Consider the following 17,623-nt stretch of genomic DNA (forward strand, 5'->3'; position numbering starts at 1 on the left):
CCGGACCCGACGCTCGCTCAGATACATGCCCCAATTCCTCGACGCTCGCTCAGCTATGAGTGAGCGCGCGTCGGCAGAATACCCCACATAGGTGAGCGAGCGTCTTAAAGTACGACGGCGGCGGGCGACTTTGCGTCGTCCCGCCTCGACGCTCGCTCAGATATCCACCCTGATCCCCCAACGCCCGCTCAGATACAAGGCCGTTCCGCCCAACGCCCGCTCAGATATAGGTGAGCGAGCGTCGGCGGAACACCCCATGTAGGTGAGCGAGCGTTGGGGCCGCTCAAACATTGCTTCGCGTGGCGCCAGATTGAGTCCGGTTTCCGGCTGTGAAGCCCGGTTTCCTGCTGTTGCGGGAAGGTTTCGCGATGCTGGCGCGGGGCGGGGTCCGCGTGGTTGATTGGCGGCCAGGACACAACGAAAGGAACCCCACATGAGTCCCCAGCAACGCACACTCCACCTCAACGCATTCCTCATGAGCACCGGACACCACGAGGCTTCGTGGCGGCTGGCTGAAAGCAACCCGCGCGCGAGCACCGACATCCGGCACTACCAAAACCTCGCACGGATTGCCGAGCGTGGCACGTTCGACTCCATCTTCTTCGCCGACTCCCCCGTGATCTTCGGCGACGTCGGACGCCGTCCCGCGGGCAAGCTGGAACCGACGGTGTTGCTCACCGCGATCGCGGCTGCCACCGAAAAGATCGGCCTCATCGCCACGGCGTCCACCACGTACAACGATCCCTTCAACCTGGCCAGGCGCTTCGCTTCGGTGGACTTCGTCAGCGGCGGGAGGGCCGGATGGAACGTGGTGACCACAGCCGGGCCGGAGGCCGCGCGGAACTTCGGCATCGACGACCAGCCCGCCCATGCCGCCCGCTATGAACGGGCCGCCGAGTTCCTAGAAGTGGCCGCCAAGCTCTGGGACAGCTGGGAGGACGACGCCGTCATCGCTGACAAGGAAGCCGGCGTCTGGGCAGACTCAGCCAAGGTCCGGCCCATCAACCACGTGGGCAAGCACTTCCGGGTCCGCGGGCCGCTCAATGTGCCGCGCTCTCCCCAAGGCCATCCCCTGATCGTCCAGGCGGGCTCCTCCGAAAATGGCAAGGGCCTGGCCGCCAGGTACGCCGAGGCCGTGTTCACGGCCCAGCAAACCCTTGAAGATGCCCAGGCGTTCTACGGAGACCTGAAGGCACGGACAGTCGCACTCGGCCGGACGGCTGAGAGCATCAAGATCCTGCCGGGAATTGTCCCGGTGATCGCCGCCACCCATGCCGAAGCGCTGCGCCTGGAACGTGAACTGGATGAGCTGATCCGCCCCGAATACGCGAGGGCCGAGCTGGCCAAGACGCTCCGCGTGAAGCCCGAGGACTTGCCCCTCGACCGCCAACTTCCCGCCGATCTTCCCAACGAGGACTCGATCGAAGGAGCGAAGAGCCGCTATACCCTCATTGTGGAGCTTGCCCGCCGCGAAAAGCTTACGGTACGCCAGCTGATCGGCAGGCTGGGCGGCGGCCGCGGCCATCTGACCTTCGCGGGAACGCCGGAACAAGTGGCCAACGCGATCCAGCTGTGGTTCGAAAACGGCGCGGCCGACGGCTTCAACATCATGCCGGCCGTTCTACCGTCGGGTCTCGAAACCTTTGTTGACCACGTGGTGCCGGTGCTGCGCCAACGGGGGCTGTTCCGCACCGAATACACGGGCAGCACGCTGCGGGACCACTACGGCTTGGAACGCCCGGCCAACCGCTTCTCGGAGATCGGGTCGCTCGCAAGGGTCTGACATCGGGAGCTCGGTGCACGAGTCAGCGGCGGGGCCATCTCCATGGCGGTCCTTCAAGTGCACCGAGGTCTTTGATCCTGGTCTCCCCCACGTCCTTGTACAGCTCGTGCTGATGCACGCGTCCGCTCTCCCGCAAGGCAGCGATCAGGGGCGCAGAATGGGAGACCACAATCAGCTGGCTGCGCTCGCCGGCTTGAACGATGAGCTGGGCCAGGGCCGGCATCAGATCCACATGCAGACTGGTTTCCGGCTCGTTGAGCACCATGAGTTCCGGCGGCCTCGGCGTCAGAAGTGCCGCAACCAACATGAGATACCGGAGTGTCCCATCGGACAGTTCAGCGGCCGCCATGGCACGAAGCATGCCCGGCTGTTGGAGCTCGACGCTGAAGCGACCGTCGACGACGGCGATCCGCAGCCTACTGCCGGGGAAAGCGTTGCCGATTGCGGCGTCGAGCAGACCGTCCTGACCGGTTTCGCGAAGCGTCTGCAAGGCTGCCGCAAGATCACTTCCAGAATGGTGGAGGACGGGAGTCCTGGTGCCGATTTGCGCCTGACGGGCCGGAGCCTCATGGTCAGTACGGAAGTGGTCGTAAAAGCGCCAGGACCGCACCATGTCCCGGACCCTGAGTACCTCCGGGGCCCTGTCCTGGTCGGAGACTTCCGTAAGCATGCTTTCGTAAGCGTGCAGGCGACGGGACAGCTCCACCCATTCGCCCTTCTCGCCCCTCAGGCGGGCAACGGCCCCGTTGCGGTCCACTAGCACCGCCCCCGGCCTGGCTACAGGGCCCGAAAACACCAGCTCGCGCTTGATCTCCGGATCCCTGTTGAACGCGGACGGCACGGGCCTGCCTATGTCGTCGCCAAAAGTGAAGCCGGAAACGGGCAGTCCAAGGTCGACCAGATAGCCGAAGTCATCTCCCGAGAAACCCAGTTTTAGGTTCACGGATTCCTTCCGGACTGTTCCCTGCACCGGCGCTTCACCCCGCCGCATGTCAACGCTGATGGTTTCCGGTCCGGCCCACAGTGTTGAGCTGAGCCCTCCATCGCGGGCCAAGGACCCCACAACGTTCCCGGAATCGCTCCCGGCACACTCCGACAAGAGCCGCAAAGCACGGTAAAGCGAGGATTTACCGCTGCCGTTGGAGCCTGTGACCAGGTCGAGGCCATGCAGCTCCATGGTCAGGTCCCGGATGGAGCGGTAGTTCGAAATCGCCAGTCCTGATCATCGAAGACTCCCGGGCCTTAGAGCGGGAACTTGCCCGAGAGCTCGAGGGTCCCCGCGCAGGTCCAAGCTTCCAAGCGGTCCGCATCCGTGGGGCCGCCGTCCAGCGGGCTGGTCAACCGTGGGCGGCGGACCCAGCAGCCGGCTTCCTCGGCGATCAAGGCACCCGCAGCGTAGTCGTGTTCGTTGAGCCCGCGTTCTCCGAAGGCGTCGTGGGTTCCATCAGCCACGAGGCAGAGATCCAACGCGGCGGAGCCAAGCCTGCGGAGATCGGCAAAGCCTTCCATGAGGTTCCCAAGCCCGGCGAACTGCTCTGCCCTCGTGGCGGGATCGTAGCTGAACCCGGAGGCCACAATCAGTCCCGTCCGGCCCATGAGTGGTCCAGTCAGCTGGGTGCGCTGCCCGTTTTCTTCAAGCCATGCTCCGTGGCCGCGTGCCGCAGAGTAGATCCGTCCCAGCGCGGGGGCGTTGACGACGCCGGCCAGCCAGACCCCGTCGGCATCCGCAACGGCCACGGACGTGGCGTAGTAGACGATATTCCGGATGAAGTTGGTAGTACCGTCCAGCGGGTCGATGGACCATCGGTAGCCACTGGGCTGCTCGGGCCGGGTGGTGCCATGCTCTTCGCCCGTGATGGTGTCATGCGGGCGGGTTGCCGTAATTGCGTCCCGCACAGCGTTCTCCGCCGCGACGTCGAAGGCCGTCACCCAGTCACCGGCGTCGCCTTTGTTCACGACGCCGAGGTTCCCCGCCGAGTTGGGGCCGGCAGGCCGGGCGGCGAGTACCTCCGCTCCTGCCGCGGCCGCCGCGTGGGCGACAGCGAGAAGCTCCAAAAGCTCGGCCGTCATTCGGAGGCTTCCGTTTCGGCCGCGGCAGCGCCGGCCAGAGCAACGGCTGCGTCCTCGTCATCCGGAGCCGTGCCGCCGGCGGGTTCCAGAACGCCGTCGAGCAATGCTTTGAAGCCGTCCTCGTCCAACACCCGGATACCAAGCTGCTCGGCCTTGTCCAGCTTGGAGCCTGCGTTCTCCCCGGCCACGACGTAACTGGTGTTCTTGGAAACCGAGCCGGCTGCCTTGCCGCCCCTGATGATGATGGCTTCCTTGGCTTCGTCCCGGCTCAGCGTGGGCAGGGAGCCCGTCACCACGATGGTGAGTCCTTCCAGGTTCCGCTGGATGCCGGCGTCGCGATCGTCAACCATGCGCACCCCGGCCGCGGCCCAGCTGTCCACGATTTCCTGGTGCCAGTCAACGGCAAACCATTCCTTGAGTGCTGCTGCAATGGTCGGCCCTACCCCGTCGACGTTGGCCAGCTCCTCCTCGGAGGCAGCCCGGATGGCTTCCATGCTCCCCAGTGCCGTGGCCAGGGCCCGGGACGCTGTGGGGCCGACGTGCCGGATGGACAGGGCAACCAGGACGCGCCAGAGGGGTTGGGTCTTGGCTTTCTCCAGTTCCTTGAAGAGTTTGTCCGTGGTGGCTGTAGGTTTCGAAGGGGTCTTGGCAGTGGCCTTGGAATAGAAATACGGCACCAGTTCGTACGTTCCCGTGCCCACGCCTTTGGAGCGCTTCTCACGGCGGATGCGGACCTCGGCGAGATCCTCCGGAGCGAGGTTGAACAGGGCCGCCTCACTGCGCAGGGGCGGAGTTTCCGGTTCCGCCGGCTGGGTGAGCGCGATGGCTGCTTCCCACCCCAGTGCCTCAATGTCGAAAGCGCCCCTGCTCGCCACGTGGAAGACACGCTCGCGCAGCTGGGACGGGCAGGACTTCGCGTTGGGACAGCGGATATCGACGTCGCCTTCCTTCGCCGGCGCCAAGGGCGTGTGGCAGGACGGGCATTCCGTGGGCATCACGAACTCACGCACGGGGGGATCCTGCTGATCGCGGAGCGCCAATACCGGCCCGACGATCTCAGGAATGACATCGCCGGCCTTCCGGAGAATCACGATGTCGCCGATCATGACGCCCTTGGCCTTGACCACGTCCTGGTTGTGCAGGGTGGCCATCTCCACGGTGGATCCGGCCACCTTGACCGGTTCCATCACCCCGTAGGGAGTGACGCGGCCGGTGCGGCCGACGTTGACCTGGATGTCCAGAAGCTTGGTGTGGACTTCCTCCGGCGGGTATTTGTAGGCAACGGCCCAGCGAGGCACCCGCGAGGTGTAACCGAGGGCACGCTGCGTGGCGAAGTCGTCGATTTTGACCACGATGCCGTCGATCTCGTGCAGGAGGTCGTGCCGGTGTTCGCCGAAGTGCTTGATGAAGTCGAGGACCTCCTCAAAGGAGTCCAGCACCTTCAAATAGGGGCTGACGGGCAGGCCCCATTCCTCCAGCAGCTTGTACGTTTCAGACTGGCTCGTGGAGTCTAGGCCTTCGCGGGCTCCGATGCCATGGACGAACATCCGCAACGGACGTTTGGCCGTTTCCGCGGGGTCCTTCTGGCGCAGGGAGCCCGCGGCGGCGTTGCGGGGGTTGGCCAACGGCGCTTTGCCGGCCTCGATCAGCGCTTCGTTGAATTCAGCGAATGCCTTGGACGGAATGAAGACTTCGCCCCGGATTTCCACCTCGGACGGATATCCGCTGCCGCTGAGCTGGCGCGGGATCTCCTTGATGGTGAGCACGTTGTGGGTGATGTCCTCGCCCGTGGTGCCGTCTCCGCGCGTGGCGGCACGCACAAGTTTGCCATCGCGGTAGAGCAGGTTCACTGCAAGGCCGTCGATCTTCAGCTCCGTCAGCCATGCAATCCGGGAAGCCGCCGTCCCCAGCTTTTCGACCGAAGCCTCGGCCTTGCGGACCCACGCTTCCAACTCGTCCAGCGAGAAGACATCCTCGAGGCTGTACATCCTCTGAAGGTGCTCGACGGCGGCAAAAGCAGCCGACACCTCGCCGCCCACCTCCTGCGTGGGCGAATCGTTGGACACGAGCTCGGGATGCAGCGCCTCTAGCTCCTCGAGGCGGCGGTACAGGGAGTCGAACTCGGCATCCGAAACCGTCGGCGCATCTTCCTGGTAGTACGCGTAGCGGTACTTGCGGACGAGGTCTGCGAGGTTTTCGTACTCTTCCCGTACGGCTTCCGTTGGAACTGCGGTTTCACTCTCTGCTGTGCTCACGTACCTATCTTGCCGCAAAGGCGCGACAAAATAGGGCCGCTGGGCGACAAGCAGGAATCACAAGCAGGAATCACAAGCAGGAATCAGTGCGTGAAGCGGTGGCGGCTCCACAACGCGAAGGCAATGCCGCCGGCCGCCACCAAAAGCACGCCGCCCATGATCGCAACTACGGCGAACATGTCCGAACCCGGCCCTTTGGCATTGCTCACCGAGGCAGCCTGGGTGGCCTTGAGCCCGTCCTGGATGGGGGTATTCCAATTGGACGACGCCGACGGCGAGGCGCTCGCCGTCGGGCTGTCCGACGGGGTCGCCGAGCTGGAGACCGCAGGAGCGTCCGACGGCGCCATGCTGGGTTCCGGTTCCACAGGCACCTGCGTCACGGGTGCGGGCGCGGCGGGCGCCACCGGGGCTGGTTGAACCGGCGCGGGTGCCGGCAGCACGACGGGTGGCTTGGAGGGCGCGGGATCCACCACCTTCGGCTGGGTCGGCTCAGGTGGTACAGGTGCCGGGTCCGGGGCGGGCGAGGTCGGCGAAACTTGTCCCTGCCCGGGAGCCGGGATGGTCTCCGCGTGGGCCGAAAGCAAGGGGAAGGCGCACATCGCCACAGCCATGGCAATGCCCGCGAGGGCAACGGAAAACGGACGTCGCACAGCGGCACGGGTCGCGCCGCCAGAACGCGCGGAGGAGCGTTGGGTCATGTTTACCTCTGCAGGACGGCACGGGCCGCCCGGAGTTGGGGTGGTATTGACCGGAATCTTCCTACATAGTCCGGGCGTGTCGCAAATCCCGTTCCCCAAAATCGCCGTCGACAGGAGCGGCTGCCGCTCCCCGCGTCGTCGTTCTACTCGATCCTGGCATCCACCACAATCGCGGTGACATTGTCCCGTCCGCCACTCACCAACGCCTCCTGGATGAGGGCATCCACCGCGCTTTGGGGCTTTTCCACCGCGCTCAGGATCCGGAGCATATGCTCGTCGCTCAGCTCCCCGGTGAGTCCATCCGAGCAGATCAGCATCCGGTCCCCGTCCTGGATGGGCAGCAACCAGAAGTCCGCTTCGTTTTCGCCGCCGGTGCCGAGTGCCCGGGTCACTACATGGCGGCGCGGATGCACCAAGGCTTCTTCACGCGTGATGCTACCGGCCTCCACGAGTTCCTGGACTTCCGAATGGTCCACGCTGATCTGCCTGAAATCGCCCCCGCTCAAGCGATACGTCCGCGAATCGCCGATGTTCATGACCAGCCAATACGGGACACCCATGTGCTCGGCGACAACGACGCCGGTGAGCGTAGTTCCGGCGCGGCCACCCGTGGCATTCCGGATCTGAGAGTCGGCGGCAAGGATGCACTCTTGCATGGCAACAGCGGTCGCCGAACGGACTCCCGACGCCAATTGCGGCATGCTGCCGAGGGTACGTACGCACAACCCGCTGGCAATCTCGCCTGCCTCATGCCCACCCATTCCGTCAGCCACTGCGAACACCGGATCCATTGCAATGAGCGAATCTTCGTTCAGTTCCCGACTGAGTCCACGGTCCGTCCCGTAGCCATAGCTCAAGGTGAATCCCGGCTCAGGGGCGGTCGCTGCGGACTGTGAATTCATCAGTCGAGAACCAGTCCCTTGCCAAGGCCGCGGGCAAGCCGGACAGGGAGGATTTCCCCGAAGCCACGAACGTTCTCGGCAGTCTGCGGAAGCAAGACGAAGCGTTCGTCCTGGCCCAGCGCTGCTGCCGTCATCTCGTCCACCAGGACCGTGCCGGGTTCGGCCAAAGCCGTAAGGCGGGCCGCCAGGTTGACCGTGGGGCCGTAGATATCGCCGAGACGGGAAAGGATGCGTCCCCAGACCATGGCCACACGGGCTTCCGGCAGGATTTCGTCTTCAGTGAAAGCCTGGGCGAGCGCCAAGGAGATCTCGGCACCCGCGGCCGGTGTCTCTGCAATGTAGAGGACTTCGTCGCCGACGGTCTTGACCAGGCGTCCTCCGCCGATGGAGATGATCTCCGCGCATTTGTTCTCGAAGCGCTGGACCAACTGGGCCAGGGTTTTCTCGTTCATGCGGCGTGACAGGCTCGTGTAGGAGACGAGGTCGGCAAAGCCCACGGCGCGCGCCAAGGGCAAGGGGGCATCGTCTTCGTCCCCTTCGCGGCCGGCCTCGCTGGCCTGCAAACCGGCTTCGGCACGGACGGCCAGGCGCTGCACACCGGCATTCATCTGGCGGCGCCACGAGTACAGCAGGATCTCTTCCATGGCATCCACGAGGTTGGGCAGTTCGTTGACCAACTGTTTGCGGGCAACGGCATCGGGAATGCCCTGCTGCACCACCATGTCTTCGATCAGGGCCTCGACTTGCCACACCACCATGCGGTCGGTCATCTGGCCAATGGCTCGCGTCACGGAAATGGCGGCTTCCTCAGTGAGCTTTCCGGCGCGGACAAGGTCAAGGATGGTGGAAAGCGCCGCGAGGTCGCGCTCAGTGAACGCCACGTCCTGGTCACCGAAATTGGGGAAACCCAGTGCCCGCCACAGTTTGCGGGCTGACAAGAGCGAGACGCCTGCGCCGGCCGCCACTTCACGTCGCCGGAGTTTGCGTTCCCCGCCCAAGAGCCTGCTTTCGAGTGCCTTGATGGCAAGCCGTTCTGCTGACAGGGCGCCGGTGGGCGGAGACACGACGGGGAGGACTCCCGTTGGCGCGTAGTCCACGGAAGGCTCGGGCACGGCGTCGGGCTCGTGGTCCACGTACTCAGGCTCCTGCTCGTCAACGCTCATCTCTTCCACCTTCTCTCATATCCCAGGGCAACGCGGCATCCGGGTAGTCAACTGGTCCAGCAAAACTGTCAAAATCGCCGGTCTCCGGCACAGCGCCGGGTCCGAACCTGACCCCCGTCGGAAGCTCGGCCATGGCTTCCAGGATGAAACTTCGAAACTTGCCCACCTCGGGAACGTCCGCAAGCACCGCGTCGCCGGGGCGCCCGGTATCCAAGGATATATTCCCGGAGCGCAATATCCGTTGGAGCAGCGATTGTTTGATCCCCACGCCGCGCACCGCGGCCAGCGGCACCTGCCAGTCGCCTCGGCGAAGCATTCCGAAGCGGGCAACTATCCGACCGCTTGTCAGGATGTACCGTATGCCGCGCCAGCGGATGAATCGCGGGAGGCTGTAGCCGAGCAGAACGATCGCTACGATGGCCAGGCACGCGGTCACCAACCATTGGGTCCAGTCGCTCGTGATGACTGGAAGCAGCTTGCCCGGCCCGCCCTTGACTATCCATGCACAGGCGAAGGCCGCCGCAGCGGGGACCAGTATGAATGCCAGGACGGGACCAAAGAGCATCCTGGGCTGCTGCCGCGTGATCACGATGACTTGCTCCCCACGCAGGAGCTCTTTACGCATAACCGCTTTCGGTAGCCCTCAGGTGGACGACGTCGCCGGCGGTCACGACGTGCTCGCGGCCGCCATGGTCCACCACCAAAAGGGAACCATACTCATCCAACCTGGACGCATGCCCCACCAATTCGTGGTCGCCCGGCAAATGCGCCTTCACTTCTCGTCCCAAGGTGACCATGACAGCTTCAACCCGCTTGTGCAGGGACGAGCCGCCGGCCAATCCCGCGGTGGGGTCGCCGTCGGCATTGCAGAAGCTGCGGTAGAGCGCCGCGAAACGTGACAGGTAGTTCTGCAGAAGGACCGTGCGGTCCGTGGTCGTGGCACCCTCAAGGAGGAGGGACGTGGCCGTCGGGACCGGCAATTCATCCTCGTTGAGCGTCACGTTGAGGCCGGTACCGAGGATCACGGCCGGAACGGATCCGTCCCCCATCGGCCCCATCTGGGCCAGGATGCCGGCAATCTTCTTGCCCCGGACTAGGACATCGTTGGGCCACTTGATCTCGGCAGGCAGGCCGGCGGTCTCCAGGAGGGTCTCGTGCAAGGCCAGCGCGCCCAGAAGGGACAGCCAGGAGTAGCTCTGGGTCGGTACCGGCAGCCCTTGGGAATTGACGGGTCGCAGGACGATCGAAACGGAAATCGCGGAACGTTCGGGAGATTCCCAGTGACGGTCGAGCCGTCCCCGCGCCGCCGTCTGGTGCTCGGCAGTGAGGACGGCGAGGTCGGCCCATTCCTTAGGCTCTGTGGTGACGGCGCGCAGCAAATCAGCGTTCGTGGAGCCTGTCGTCTCCACGATCTGCAATTGCGAAATAGCGGCAGCCGCGAGGAAGTCGGGGTGAAGCAGGGCATCACGGTCCAGGCCCAAGCGCGGGGCACGTGGTTCGCTGCTGGCAGGTTGTTCGACATCCATAGACAGAATCCTATCCAGCCTGGCTGGTCCCGGAAGAAGTTGTCCGCTTAGAGGAAGATATCCGGCACCAGCTTCTCCTCCGGTGCTCCCAGACTGTAGGGCCTGAAGTCTGAAACACCCGCTGCCCTCAGCACCTGTTCGTCCGTGTAGAAATTGCCCGTATTGCTTGCTGAACCGCCTGAGTCTGCAGACAGGTGCGCCCCGGTCAGCACAGCGTGGGCTGCATCCGCCATGATTTCCGGGCCCCTGGCGGCTTGGACGATCTGTTCCCCGCCGGGCATATTTCGAATGGCGGCGGTGTCGATCAGTGTGCAGGGCCAGAGCGAGTTGACCGACACGCCATCGTTCCTGAGTTCTTCGGCCAGGCCCAGTGTGGTGAGGCTCATGCCGTACTTGGCCATTGTGTACGCCAGATGCATCCCAGCCCACTTCGGGTCCAGGTTCAGCGGCGGCGAGAGAGTCAGGATATGGGCGTTGCTCGATTTCCGTAGGGCAGGCAGCGCGAGCTTGGACAGCAGGAAGGTGCCGCGGACGTTGATGTCCTGCATAAGGTCATAGCGTTTCATGTCAATCGCGTCAGTGCGGGAGAGGTCTATCGCCGAGGCGTTGTTGACCACGACGTCGATTCCGCCAAAGCGTTCGACGGCGGCGGCAACTGCCGCGGCAACGTCGCCGTCGCTGCGGACGTCCCCAACGAGCGGCAGCGCCTGGCCGCCGGCTGCTTCCAATTGTTCGGCGGCCGTGAAGACCGTTCCTTGCAGCTTGGGGTGGGGTTCTCCGGTCTTGGCCATGACGACGATATTGGCGCCGTCACGGGCCGCGCGGGTGGCGATTGCCAGGCCGATGCCGCGGCTGCCGCCGGACATCAGGATGGTGCGGCCCTTCAGTGATCCACGTGCCTGGTAGCGAAGGGCAGGGCTTGCAGAAGCATCGTTGCTTGAGGTCATGAGGACACTGTAGCCCAACTATGTTACTGGCGAGTAACATTGCTCGATGCTCGACTTGAAGTCGGAAAATTGTAGGGTTTCTACAGCGGTCTGTGGCTTTTGCGTCATTAGACTAGCCAACAGGGCCCGCACTTTGTACGGATGCTACTTAAGAGCGCATGCCTAACGAAGCAGTGCCAGCGTAAATCAGCTACAGAGCCGGAGACATTTGATGAGCCACGATCTGACAACGACAGCGGGAAAGATTGCCGACTTCCGCGACCGCCAGGCCCGTGCAGAACAACCTTCCGGCCCCGAAGCCATCGAAAAGCAACATGCACGCGGCAAGAACACCGCCCGCGAACGCATCGACATGCTCCTCGACGAAGACTCCTTCGTCGAGTTCGACGCTTTGGCCGTCCACCGCTCCACCGCGTTCGGCATGGAGAAGAAGAAGCCCCTCGGCGACGGCGTCGTCTCGGGCTACGGCACCGTCGACGGCCGCCTTGTGGCCATCTACAGCCAGGAATTCAGCGTCTACGGCGGCTCCCTGAGCCAGGTCAACGGCGAGAAGATCGTCAAGGTCCAGGAATTCGCGCTCCGCAACGGCTGCCCGATGGTGGGCATCAACGACGGCGGCGGCGCGCGTATCCAGGAAGGCGTCGCCTCGCTGGCGATGTTCGCTGACATCTTCCGCAACAACGTCCATTCTTCCGGCGTCGTCCCCCAGATTTCCCTCATCATGGGCCCGTGCGCCGGCGGCGCCGCCTACTCCCCCGCCCTCACCGACTACATCGTGATGGTGGACAAGACCTCCCACATGTTCATCACCGGCCCCGACGTCATCAAGACCGTCACCGGCGAAGACGTGGACATGGAAACCCTCGGCGGCGCTCGCCAGCACAACGCCACCACCGGTACGGCAACGTACCTCGCCAGCGACGAAGCCGACGCGATCGAGTTCGTCCGCGAACTCCTGGACTTCCTGCCGTCCAACAACCTCTCCGAGGCACCCGTCCTGGAGCACGAGCAGGAACCGGAGCTCGACGACGACGACCTCGCCCTGGACGCGCTCATCCCGGACTCGGCCAACCAGCCCTACGACATGCGCAAGGTCATCGAGCAGATCGTGGATGACGCCCATTTCCTCGAAATGCAGTCGCTCTACGCCCCCAACGTGATCATCGGCTACGGCCGGATTGAAGGCCACACTGTCGGTATCGTGGCCAACCAGCCCATGCAGTTCGCGGGCACGCTTGACATCTCCGCTTCGGAAAAGGCCGCCCGCTTCGTCCGCCACTGCGACGCCTTCAACGTTCCCATCATCACCTTGGTGGACGTCCCCGGCTTCCTGCCCGGCAAGGACCAGGAATTCCAGGGCATCATCCGCCGCGGAGCCAAGCTGCTTTACGCCTATGCCGAAGCCACCGTGCCCAAGCTGACCGTGATCACGCGCAAGGCCTACGGCGGAGCGTACATCGTGATGGGTTCCAAGAAGCTTGGAGCCGATCTCAACCTGGCCTGGCCCACGGCGCAGATCGGCGTCATGGGCGCCCAAGGTGCCGTCAACATCCTGTACCGCCGCGATCTTGCCGCGGTCGCCGAGGCTGGTGGCGACGTCGAAGCCAAGCGTGCCGAGATCATCCGCCAGTACGAGGAAGAACTCCTCAACCCCTACCAGGCAGCCGAGCTCGGCTACGTCGACGCCGTCATCGCGCCGTCGGAGACCCGCCTCCAGATCATCAAGGGCCTTCGCGCCCTCCGCGACAAGCGGGCCAGCCTGCCCACCAAGAAGCACGGAAACATCCCCCTGTGAGCGCCGAACAGAACCTCCCCGACTCCGGACCGGATTCCACGGACGCGGCACCGGCCGAGCCGTTGCTTTCTGTGGTCAAGGGAGACCCGACGCCGGAAGAACTCGCGGCGCTTGCCGCCGTCGTCGCCTCCCTTGGATCGCCCGAGGAAGCCGAAGCTCCAAAACCGAGCACGCGGCACTGGCTGCGACGCCAGCAGCTGCGCCTGGAACCCACGCCGGGTCCGGGCGCCTGGAAGCGCAGCCGGGGCTGAGTCCCGCGGTAACCCAACTGACTCGCATTTAATGCCGTTTTGAAGGCCCAGAACGACATTAAATGCGAGCTAGTTGGGTTGGCGGCCGGATCTTCTGCAACAACCCTTTCATAAGGGGCCCGGGCGCGGTTAGGCTCTTGGGGTGACTACTCCTAACACAGCTCCGGCACGCCTCCAGACTGCCATCGATGCGGTCGCCGACGCCTACACGGACACCCTCCTTGCCCTCAACCCGAGCCTCGCCACCACCCTCGGCCTGCCCGGACACGAAACCGAATACCAGGATTTCTCGCCTGCGGGCGCGGCGGCATTCGCCAAGGCAGCACGCCACACCCTCGACGAGCTAGCCGCCCTCGAACCCACGGACGCCTCCGACGTCGTTACCCTCGACGCGATGCGGGAACGGCTCGGCCTGGCCCTTGAGATCCACGAATCCGGCTGGGACGCCGCGGACCTGAACAATATCGAGTCTCCGGCCCAAACCATCCGCGCGATCTTCGACCTCATGCCTACCGACACGGCCGAACACTGGGAGCACATCGCCGGCCGCGCAGCCAACGTTGCGGAAGCGATCGACGGGTACATCGTTTCCCTTCGTTCGGCCAAGGAAGCGGGGAAAGTCTCCGCGGTCCGCCAAGTCAAGATCGTCGTCGAACAGACCAGCAAATACGCGGCCGAAGACGGCTTCTTCGCCAAGCTCGCCGCCGAAGCCTCCATCGGCGGCCAGCCGCTGCCGGCGGAACTGCAGGAAAAGCTCGACGCCGGTGCCGCCGTCGCGCGCTCCGCTTACTTGCGCCTAGCCGCCTTCCTCGAAGCGGAGCTTCTGCCCTTTGCGCCGGAAAAGGACGCCGTGGGCCGCGAACGCTACGCCCTGGCCTCGCGTTTGTTCCTCGGAGCAACCGTGGACCTGGAGGAAACGTACGCCTGGGGCGTGCAGGAACTCGACAGGCTCATTGCCGAACAGGAACGGGTGGCCGAGCAAATCAAGCCCGGCGCGTCCATCGAGGAGGCCAAAGCCATCCTCGACAACGATCCCGCACGGCAAATCAAGGGCACCGATGCCCTCAAGGCCTGGATGCAGGAACTCTCAGACCGCGCAGTATCCGAACTGGCCGACGTCCACTTCGACATCCCGGACATCATGAAGACCCTCGAATGCCGTATCGCGCCCACGGACGAAGGCGGCATCTACTACACGGGCCCGTCGGACGACTTCTCCCGGCCCGGCCGCATGTGGTGGTCCGTCCCTGCCGGCGAAGACACCTTCACCACTTGGGCCGAAACCACCACGGTCTTCCACGAGGGCGTCCCCGGCCACCACCTCCAGGTGGCCACCGCCGTCTACCGCCGCGAGCTCCTCAACAACTGGCGACGGAACGTCTGCTGGGTCTCCGGGCACGGCGAAGGCTGGGCCCTCTACGCCGAAAAGCTCATGCTGGAGCTCGGCTACCTCAAGGACCCTGGCGACCACATGGGCATGCTGGACATGCAGCGCATGCGTGCCGCCCGCGTCGTATTCGATATAGGCGTCCACCTTGAGCTGCAGGTGCCTGAACGTTGGGGCAGCGGCACGTGGACCTCGGAAAAGGGCTTCGAATTCCTCAAGGCCAACCTTCCCATCAGCGGAGGCCAGCTCCAGTTCGAATTCACCCGGTACCTCGGATGGCCGGGGCAGGCTCCGTCGTACAAGGTGGGGCAACGGCTATGGGAAGAAATCCGGGCTGAACTCGAACGCCGCGACGGATTCGACCTGAAGTCCTTCCACACGGATGCCCTGAACATCGGTTCGGTTGGTTTGGATACGCTCAAACGCGCTTTGCTGGGTTAGTCCGGCGTGTCGGTCGCCCTTGGCGACACGCATCCTCGGCGTGCTGCTCCCCGCGGGCCCCCTAGCCTCACAAGTTCGGCCAGGGAACCCTGCCGGTGTGGGCCCACTTCGTCGCTTTGACGCACGCTGCCGGATGCCTGTCGTCAAGGGCACGGTGCGGAAGGTGCCCATCACCTAGCCAAAACGCTGTTACATTCCCCACATTCCGTCCGGGAATAACTTCATAAATGGGTGGATTGGCGGCGAATTCATGGGCATTTTTGGTAGTGGGTCGAATGTGAGACCGTAACATTTCTCAACCTCGGGTCGCGGTGGTATTTGTCGGGGCCTAGTTTGTTCCGGTGAGCAATTCATCCAACACTCTGACTTCCGCCGGAAAGACGTCTTCCCGGCTTCCCAAGTGGGCAACGTCCTTCGGCGTCCAGATCATCGCGGCCTTGGTGATCGGCCTGGCCCTCGGCCTCCTGGCCAAAGCCACGGGTAGCACCACGAAGGCTCCCAACGGGCTCGGCGCCACGCTGCAGACCATCGGCTCGAGCTACGTGTCGCTGCTGCAGACCGCCGTCGTGCCCTTGATCTTCACCGCAGTGGTGAGCTCCATCGCGAACCTCCGCCAAGTGTCCAATGCGGCGAAACTTGCGTGGAACACCTTGCTCTGGTTCGCCATCACCTCGCTCATCGCCGTGACGATCGGCATCGGACTTGGAGTGCTCTTGCAGCCGGGCTCCGGCACCGGCATCACCAAGAAGGCCGAGTACGCCGGAAAGACCGGCGACTGGTGGGCGTTCCTCACCGGCCTCTTCCCCAAGAACTTCCTGGGCCTGGGCGCGAGCACCACTGTCACGGACGGAGTCGCCAGCACGTCGATCAGTTTCAATGTGCTGCAGATCCTGGTGATCGCCATCGCCGTCGGCGTCGCAGCCCTCAAGGTGGGCAAGCAGGCCGAACCGTTCCTGAACCTCAACGCTTCCACCCTGGCCGTCATCCAGAAGGTCCTTTGGTGGATCATCCGCATCGCCCCGCTCGGCACCATCGGGCTGATCGGCAATGCAGTGGCCGTCTACGGTTGGGACACCATCGGTTCGCTCGGCAAGTTCACGGTGGCCATCTACACAGGCCTCGCCCTGGTGCTGTTCGTCGTGTACCCCATCCTGGTGAAGACCCATGGACTGTCCGTCAAGCAATACTTCTCGGGCGTGTGGCCCGCCGTGCAGCTCGCGTTCGTCTCGCGCTCCTCGATCGGCACGCTGCCGCTCACGCAGCGCGTCACCGAGCGCAACCTCGGGGTTCCCCAGGGTTACGCATCCTTCGCCGTGCCGCTCGGCGCCACCACCAAGATGGACGGTTGCGCCGCCATCTACCCGGCCGTCGCTGCGATCTTCGTTGCCCAGTTCTTCGGCATCAACCTGGACTTCAGCCAGTACCTGCTCATCGTGGTGGTTTCGGTCCTTGGTTCGGCGGCAACGGCAGGCACCACGGGCGCCGTCGTCATGCTTACGCTGACCCTGTCCACGCTGGGACTGCCGCTCGCCGGCGTCGGGCTCCTCCTGGCGATCGACCCGGTCCTGGACATGGGCCGCACCGCCGTCAACGTGGCGGGACAGGCGCTGGTTCCGGCCATCGTCGCCAAGCGGCAGGGAATCCTGGACGAATCGCTCTACAACGCTCCCCGCAAGGGAACGGCGTTCGCGGCCGAGACTGCGTCTGCGGAGGCATCCGAGGAAACTCGGGAGCTCGCTGACGCCACGGCCTAGCGGTCACCCAGCGTCGCGCGGACAAATCCCCGGGGGAATGCCCTGGGGATTTGTCCTTTTAACAGTGGTGAATTCTGGATAGGCTCTGTCCATGCTGATAGTCACCTCAAACAAGATTCCGGGCCACAGGATCGACGCCGTCTTCGGGGAAGTCATGGGCCTCACCGTCCGATCGCGGGATATCGGCGCCCAAGTGATGGCCGGCTTCCGCTCCCTCGGCGGCGGCGAGCTGCCCGAAATGACCAAGGCGCTCTATGAAAGCCGCCAGGAAGTCATGGCGCGCATGGTCAACGAGGCACAACAGCGCGGCGCCAACGCAATCGTCGCCATGCGCTTCGACACATCCGAGATGGGCGGGAACTGGACCGAAGTGTGCGCCTACGGCACCGCGGTGTTCGCCATCCCCCTGGCCGAAGGCGAGCCAGGCGCGACAGGCCAGTCGATCTACCTGACGAGCGCCGCAGCCCGGCAATCCACGCAGCCCACGACGCCGGCGGCGCCCCAGGGACAAACGGCACCGCCGGCGCCCGGACAGTTCCCCGCTTCCCCGTCTCCCCAAGAGCCTTTCCACCAGTAAGGCGGACGACGACGGCCGGCGACGCACAAGCGTCGCCGGCCGTTCGTTTTGGCTGGCCTGGGGAGCTGGAGATT

The 17,623-nt window shown here is 64.4% G+C and carries 15 protein-coding genes; 6 read left to right on the forward strand and 9 right to left on the reverse strand.

Annotation, left to right across the window (positions count from 1 at the left end):
* The first annotated feature begins 433 nt into the window (after positions 1 to 433).
* On the forward strand, positions 434 to 1,783 hold the full coding sequence (locus tag QRN52_RS03450; RefSeq protein ID WP_284751377.1) for an LLM class flavin-dependent oxidoreductase: 1,350 nt from the start codon (positions 434 to 436) through the stop codon (positions 1,781 to 1,783).
* 22 nt (positions 1,784 to 1,805) lie between these two features.
* Here the strand turns inward: QRN52_RS03450 and QRN52_RS03455 are convergent, their stop codons facing one another.
* The 9 genes from QRN52_RS03455 to QRN52_RS03495 form a co-directional block, all read right to left on the reverse strand.
* Positions 1,806 to 2,999, reverse strand: coding sequence for an AAA family ATPase (locus QRN52_RS03455; RefSeq protein ID WP_284751397.1), 1,194 nt, complete (start codon positions 2,997 to 2,999; stop codon positions 1,806 to 1,808).
* 26 nt (positions 3,000 to 3,025) lie between these two features.
* Positions 3,026 to 3,853: an inositol monophosphatase family protein gene (locus tag QRN52_RS03460; RefSeq protein WP_284751378.1), complete on the reverse strand. Its 828-nt coding sequence runs from the start codon at positions 3,851 to 3,853 to the stop codon at positions 3,026 to 3,028.
* Positions 3,850 to 6,108: an NAD-dependent DNA ligase LigA gene (gene ligA / locus QRN52_RS03465; protein ID WP_390282992.1), complete on the reverse strand. Its 2,259-nt coding sequence runs from the start codon at positions 6,106 to 6,108 to the stop codon at positions 3,850 to 3,852. Before ligA ends, QRN52_RS03460 begins: the two co-directional genes overlap by 4 nt.
* 83 nt (positions 6,109 to 6,191) lie before the next feature.
* On the reverse strand, positions 6,192 to 6,806 hold the full coding sequence (locus QRN52_RS03470; RefSeq protein ID WP_284751379.1) for a hypothetical protein: 615 nt from the start codon (positions 6,804 to 6,806) through the stop codon (positions 6,192 to 6,194).
* Between the two features lie 143 nt (positions 6,807 to 6,949).
* Complete coding sequence (locus QRN52_RS03475) at positions 6,950 to 7,708, reverse strand: PP2C family protein-serine/threonine phosphatase (RefSeq protein WP_502869686.1); 759 nt, start codon at positions 7,706 to 7,708, stop codon at positions 6,950 to 6,952.
* Positions 7,708 to 8,871 (reverse strand): adenylate/guanylate cyclase domain-containing protein, encoded by a 1,164-nt coding sequence (locus QRN52_RS03480; protein WP_284751380.1) that lies wholly within the window; start codon positions 8,869 to 8,871, stop codon positions 7,708 to 7,710. Before QRN52_RS03480 ends, QRN52_RS03475 begins: the two co-directional genes overlap by 1 nt.
* The gene (locus QRN52_RS03485; RefSeq protein ID WP_284751381.1) at positions 8,861 to 9,496 is read right to left on the reverse strand and encodes a PH domain-containing protein; all 636 of its coding nucleotides are present in this window, start codon (positions 9,494 to 9,496) and stop codon (positions 8,861 to 8,863) included. Before QRN52_RS03485 ends, QRN52_RS03480 begins: the two co-directional genes overlap by 11 nt.
* Positions 9,489 to 10,397 carry a biotin--[acetyl-CoA-carboxylase] ligase gene (locus QRN52_RS03490; RefSeq protein ID WP_284751382.1) on the reverse strand — a complete coding sequence of 303 codons (909 nt, stop codon included), beginning with the start codon at positions 10,395 to 10,397 and terminating at the stop codon, positions 9,489 to 9,491. The genes QRN52_RS03485 and QRN52_RS03490 overlap by 8 nt, the downstream gene beginning before the upstream one ends.
* Before the next feature lie 47 nt (positions 10,398 to 10,444).
* The gene (locus QRN52_RS03495) at positions 10,445 to 11,344 is read right to left on the reverse strand and encodes an SDR family oxidoreductase (protein ID WP_284751383.1); all 900 of its coding nucleotides are present in this window, start codon (positions 11,342 to 11,344) and stop codon (positions 10,445 to 10,447) included.
* 211 nt (positions 11,345 to 11,555) lie between these two features.
* Between QRN52_RS03495 and QRN52_RS03500 the strand changes: the two genes are divergently transcribed.
* The 5 genes from QRN52_RS03500 (at position 11,556) to QRN52_RS03520 (ending at position 17,549) form a co-directional block, all read left to right on the forward strand.
* The gene (locus QRN52_RS03500) at positions 11,556 to 13,139 is read left to right on the forward strand and encodes an acyl-CoA carboxylase subunit beta (RefSeq protein WP_284751384.1); all 1,584 of its coding nucleotides are present in this window, start codon (positions 11,556 to 11,558) and stop codon (positions 13,137 to 13,139) included.
* Positions 13,136 to 13,390, forward strand: coding sequence for an acyl-CoA carboxylase epsilon subunit (locus QRN52_RS03505; protein ID WP_284751385.1), 255 nt, complete (start codon positions 13,136 to 13,138; stop codon positions 13,388 to 13,390). Before QRN52_RS03500 ends, QRN52_RS03505 begins: the two co-directional genes overlap by 4 nt.
* 142 nt (positions 13,391 to 13,532) lie before the next feature.
* A complete protein-coding gene (locus QRN52_RS03510) occupies positions 13,533 to 15,218 on the forward strand; it encodes a DUF885 domain-containing protein (RefSeq protein WP_284751386.1) in 1,686 nt (561 codons plus the stop codon).
* 341 nt (positions 15,219 to 15,559) lie between these two features.
* Entirely contained in the window at positions 15,560 to 16,972 is a 1,413-nt protein-coding gene (locus QRN52_RS03515) for a dicarboxylate/amino acid:cation symporter (RefSeq protein ID WP_284751387.1), read from the forward strand.
* A 91-nt stretch (positions 16,973 to 17,063) separates the two neighbouring features.
* On the forward strand, positions 17,064 to 17,549 hold the full coding sequence (locus QRN52_RS03520; protein WP_284751388.1) for a YbjQ family protein: 486 nt from the start codon (positions 17,064 to 17,066) through the stop codon (positions 17,547 to 17,549).
* Positions 17,550 to 17,623 lie beyond the last annotated feature (74 nt).

The organism is Arthrobacter sp. efr-133-R2A-120 (assembly GCF_030209835.1).
Taxonomy (GTDB): Bacteria; Actinomycetota; Actinomycetes; order Actinomycetales; family Micrococcaceae; genus Arthrobacter.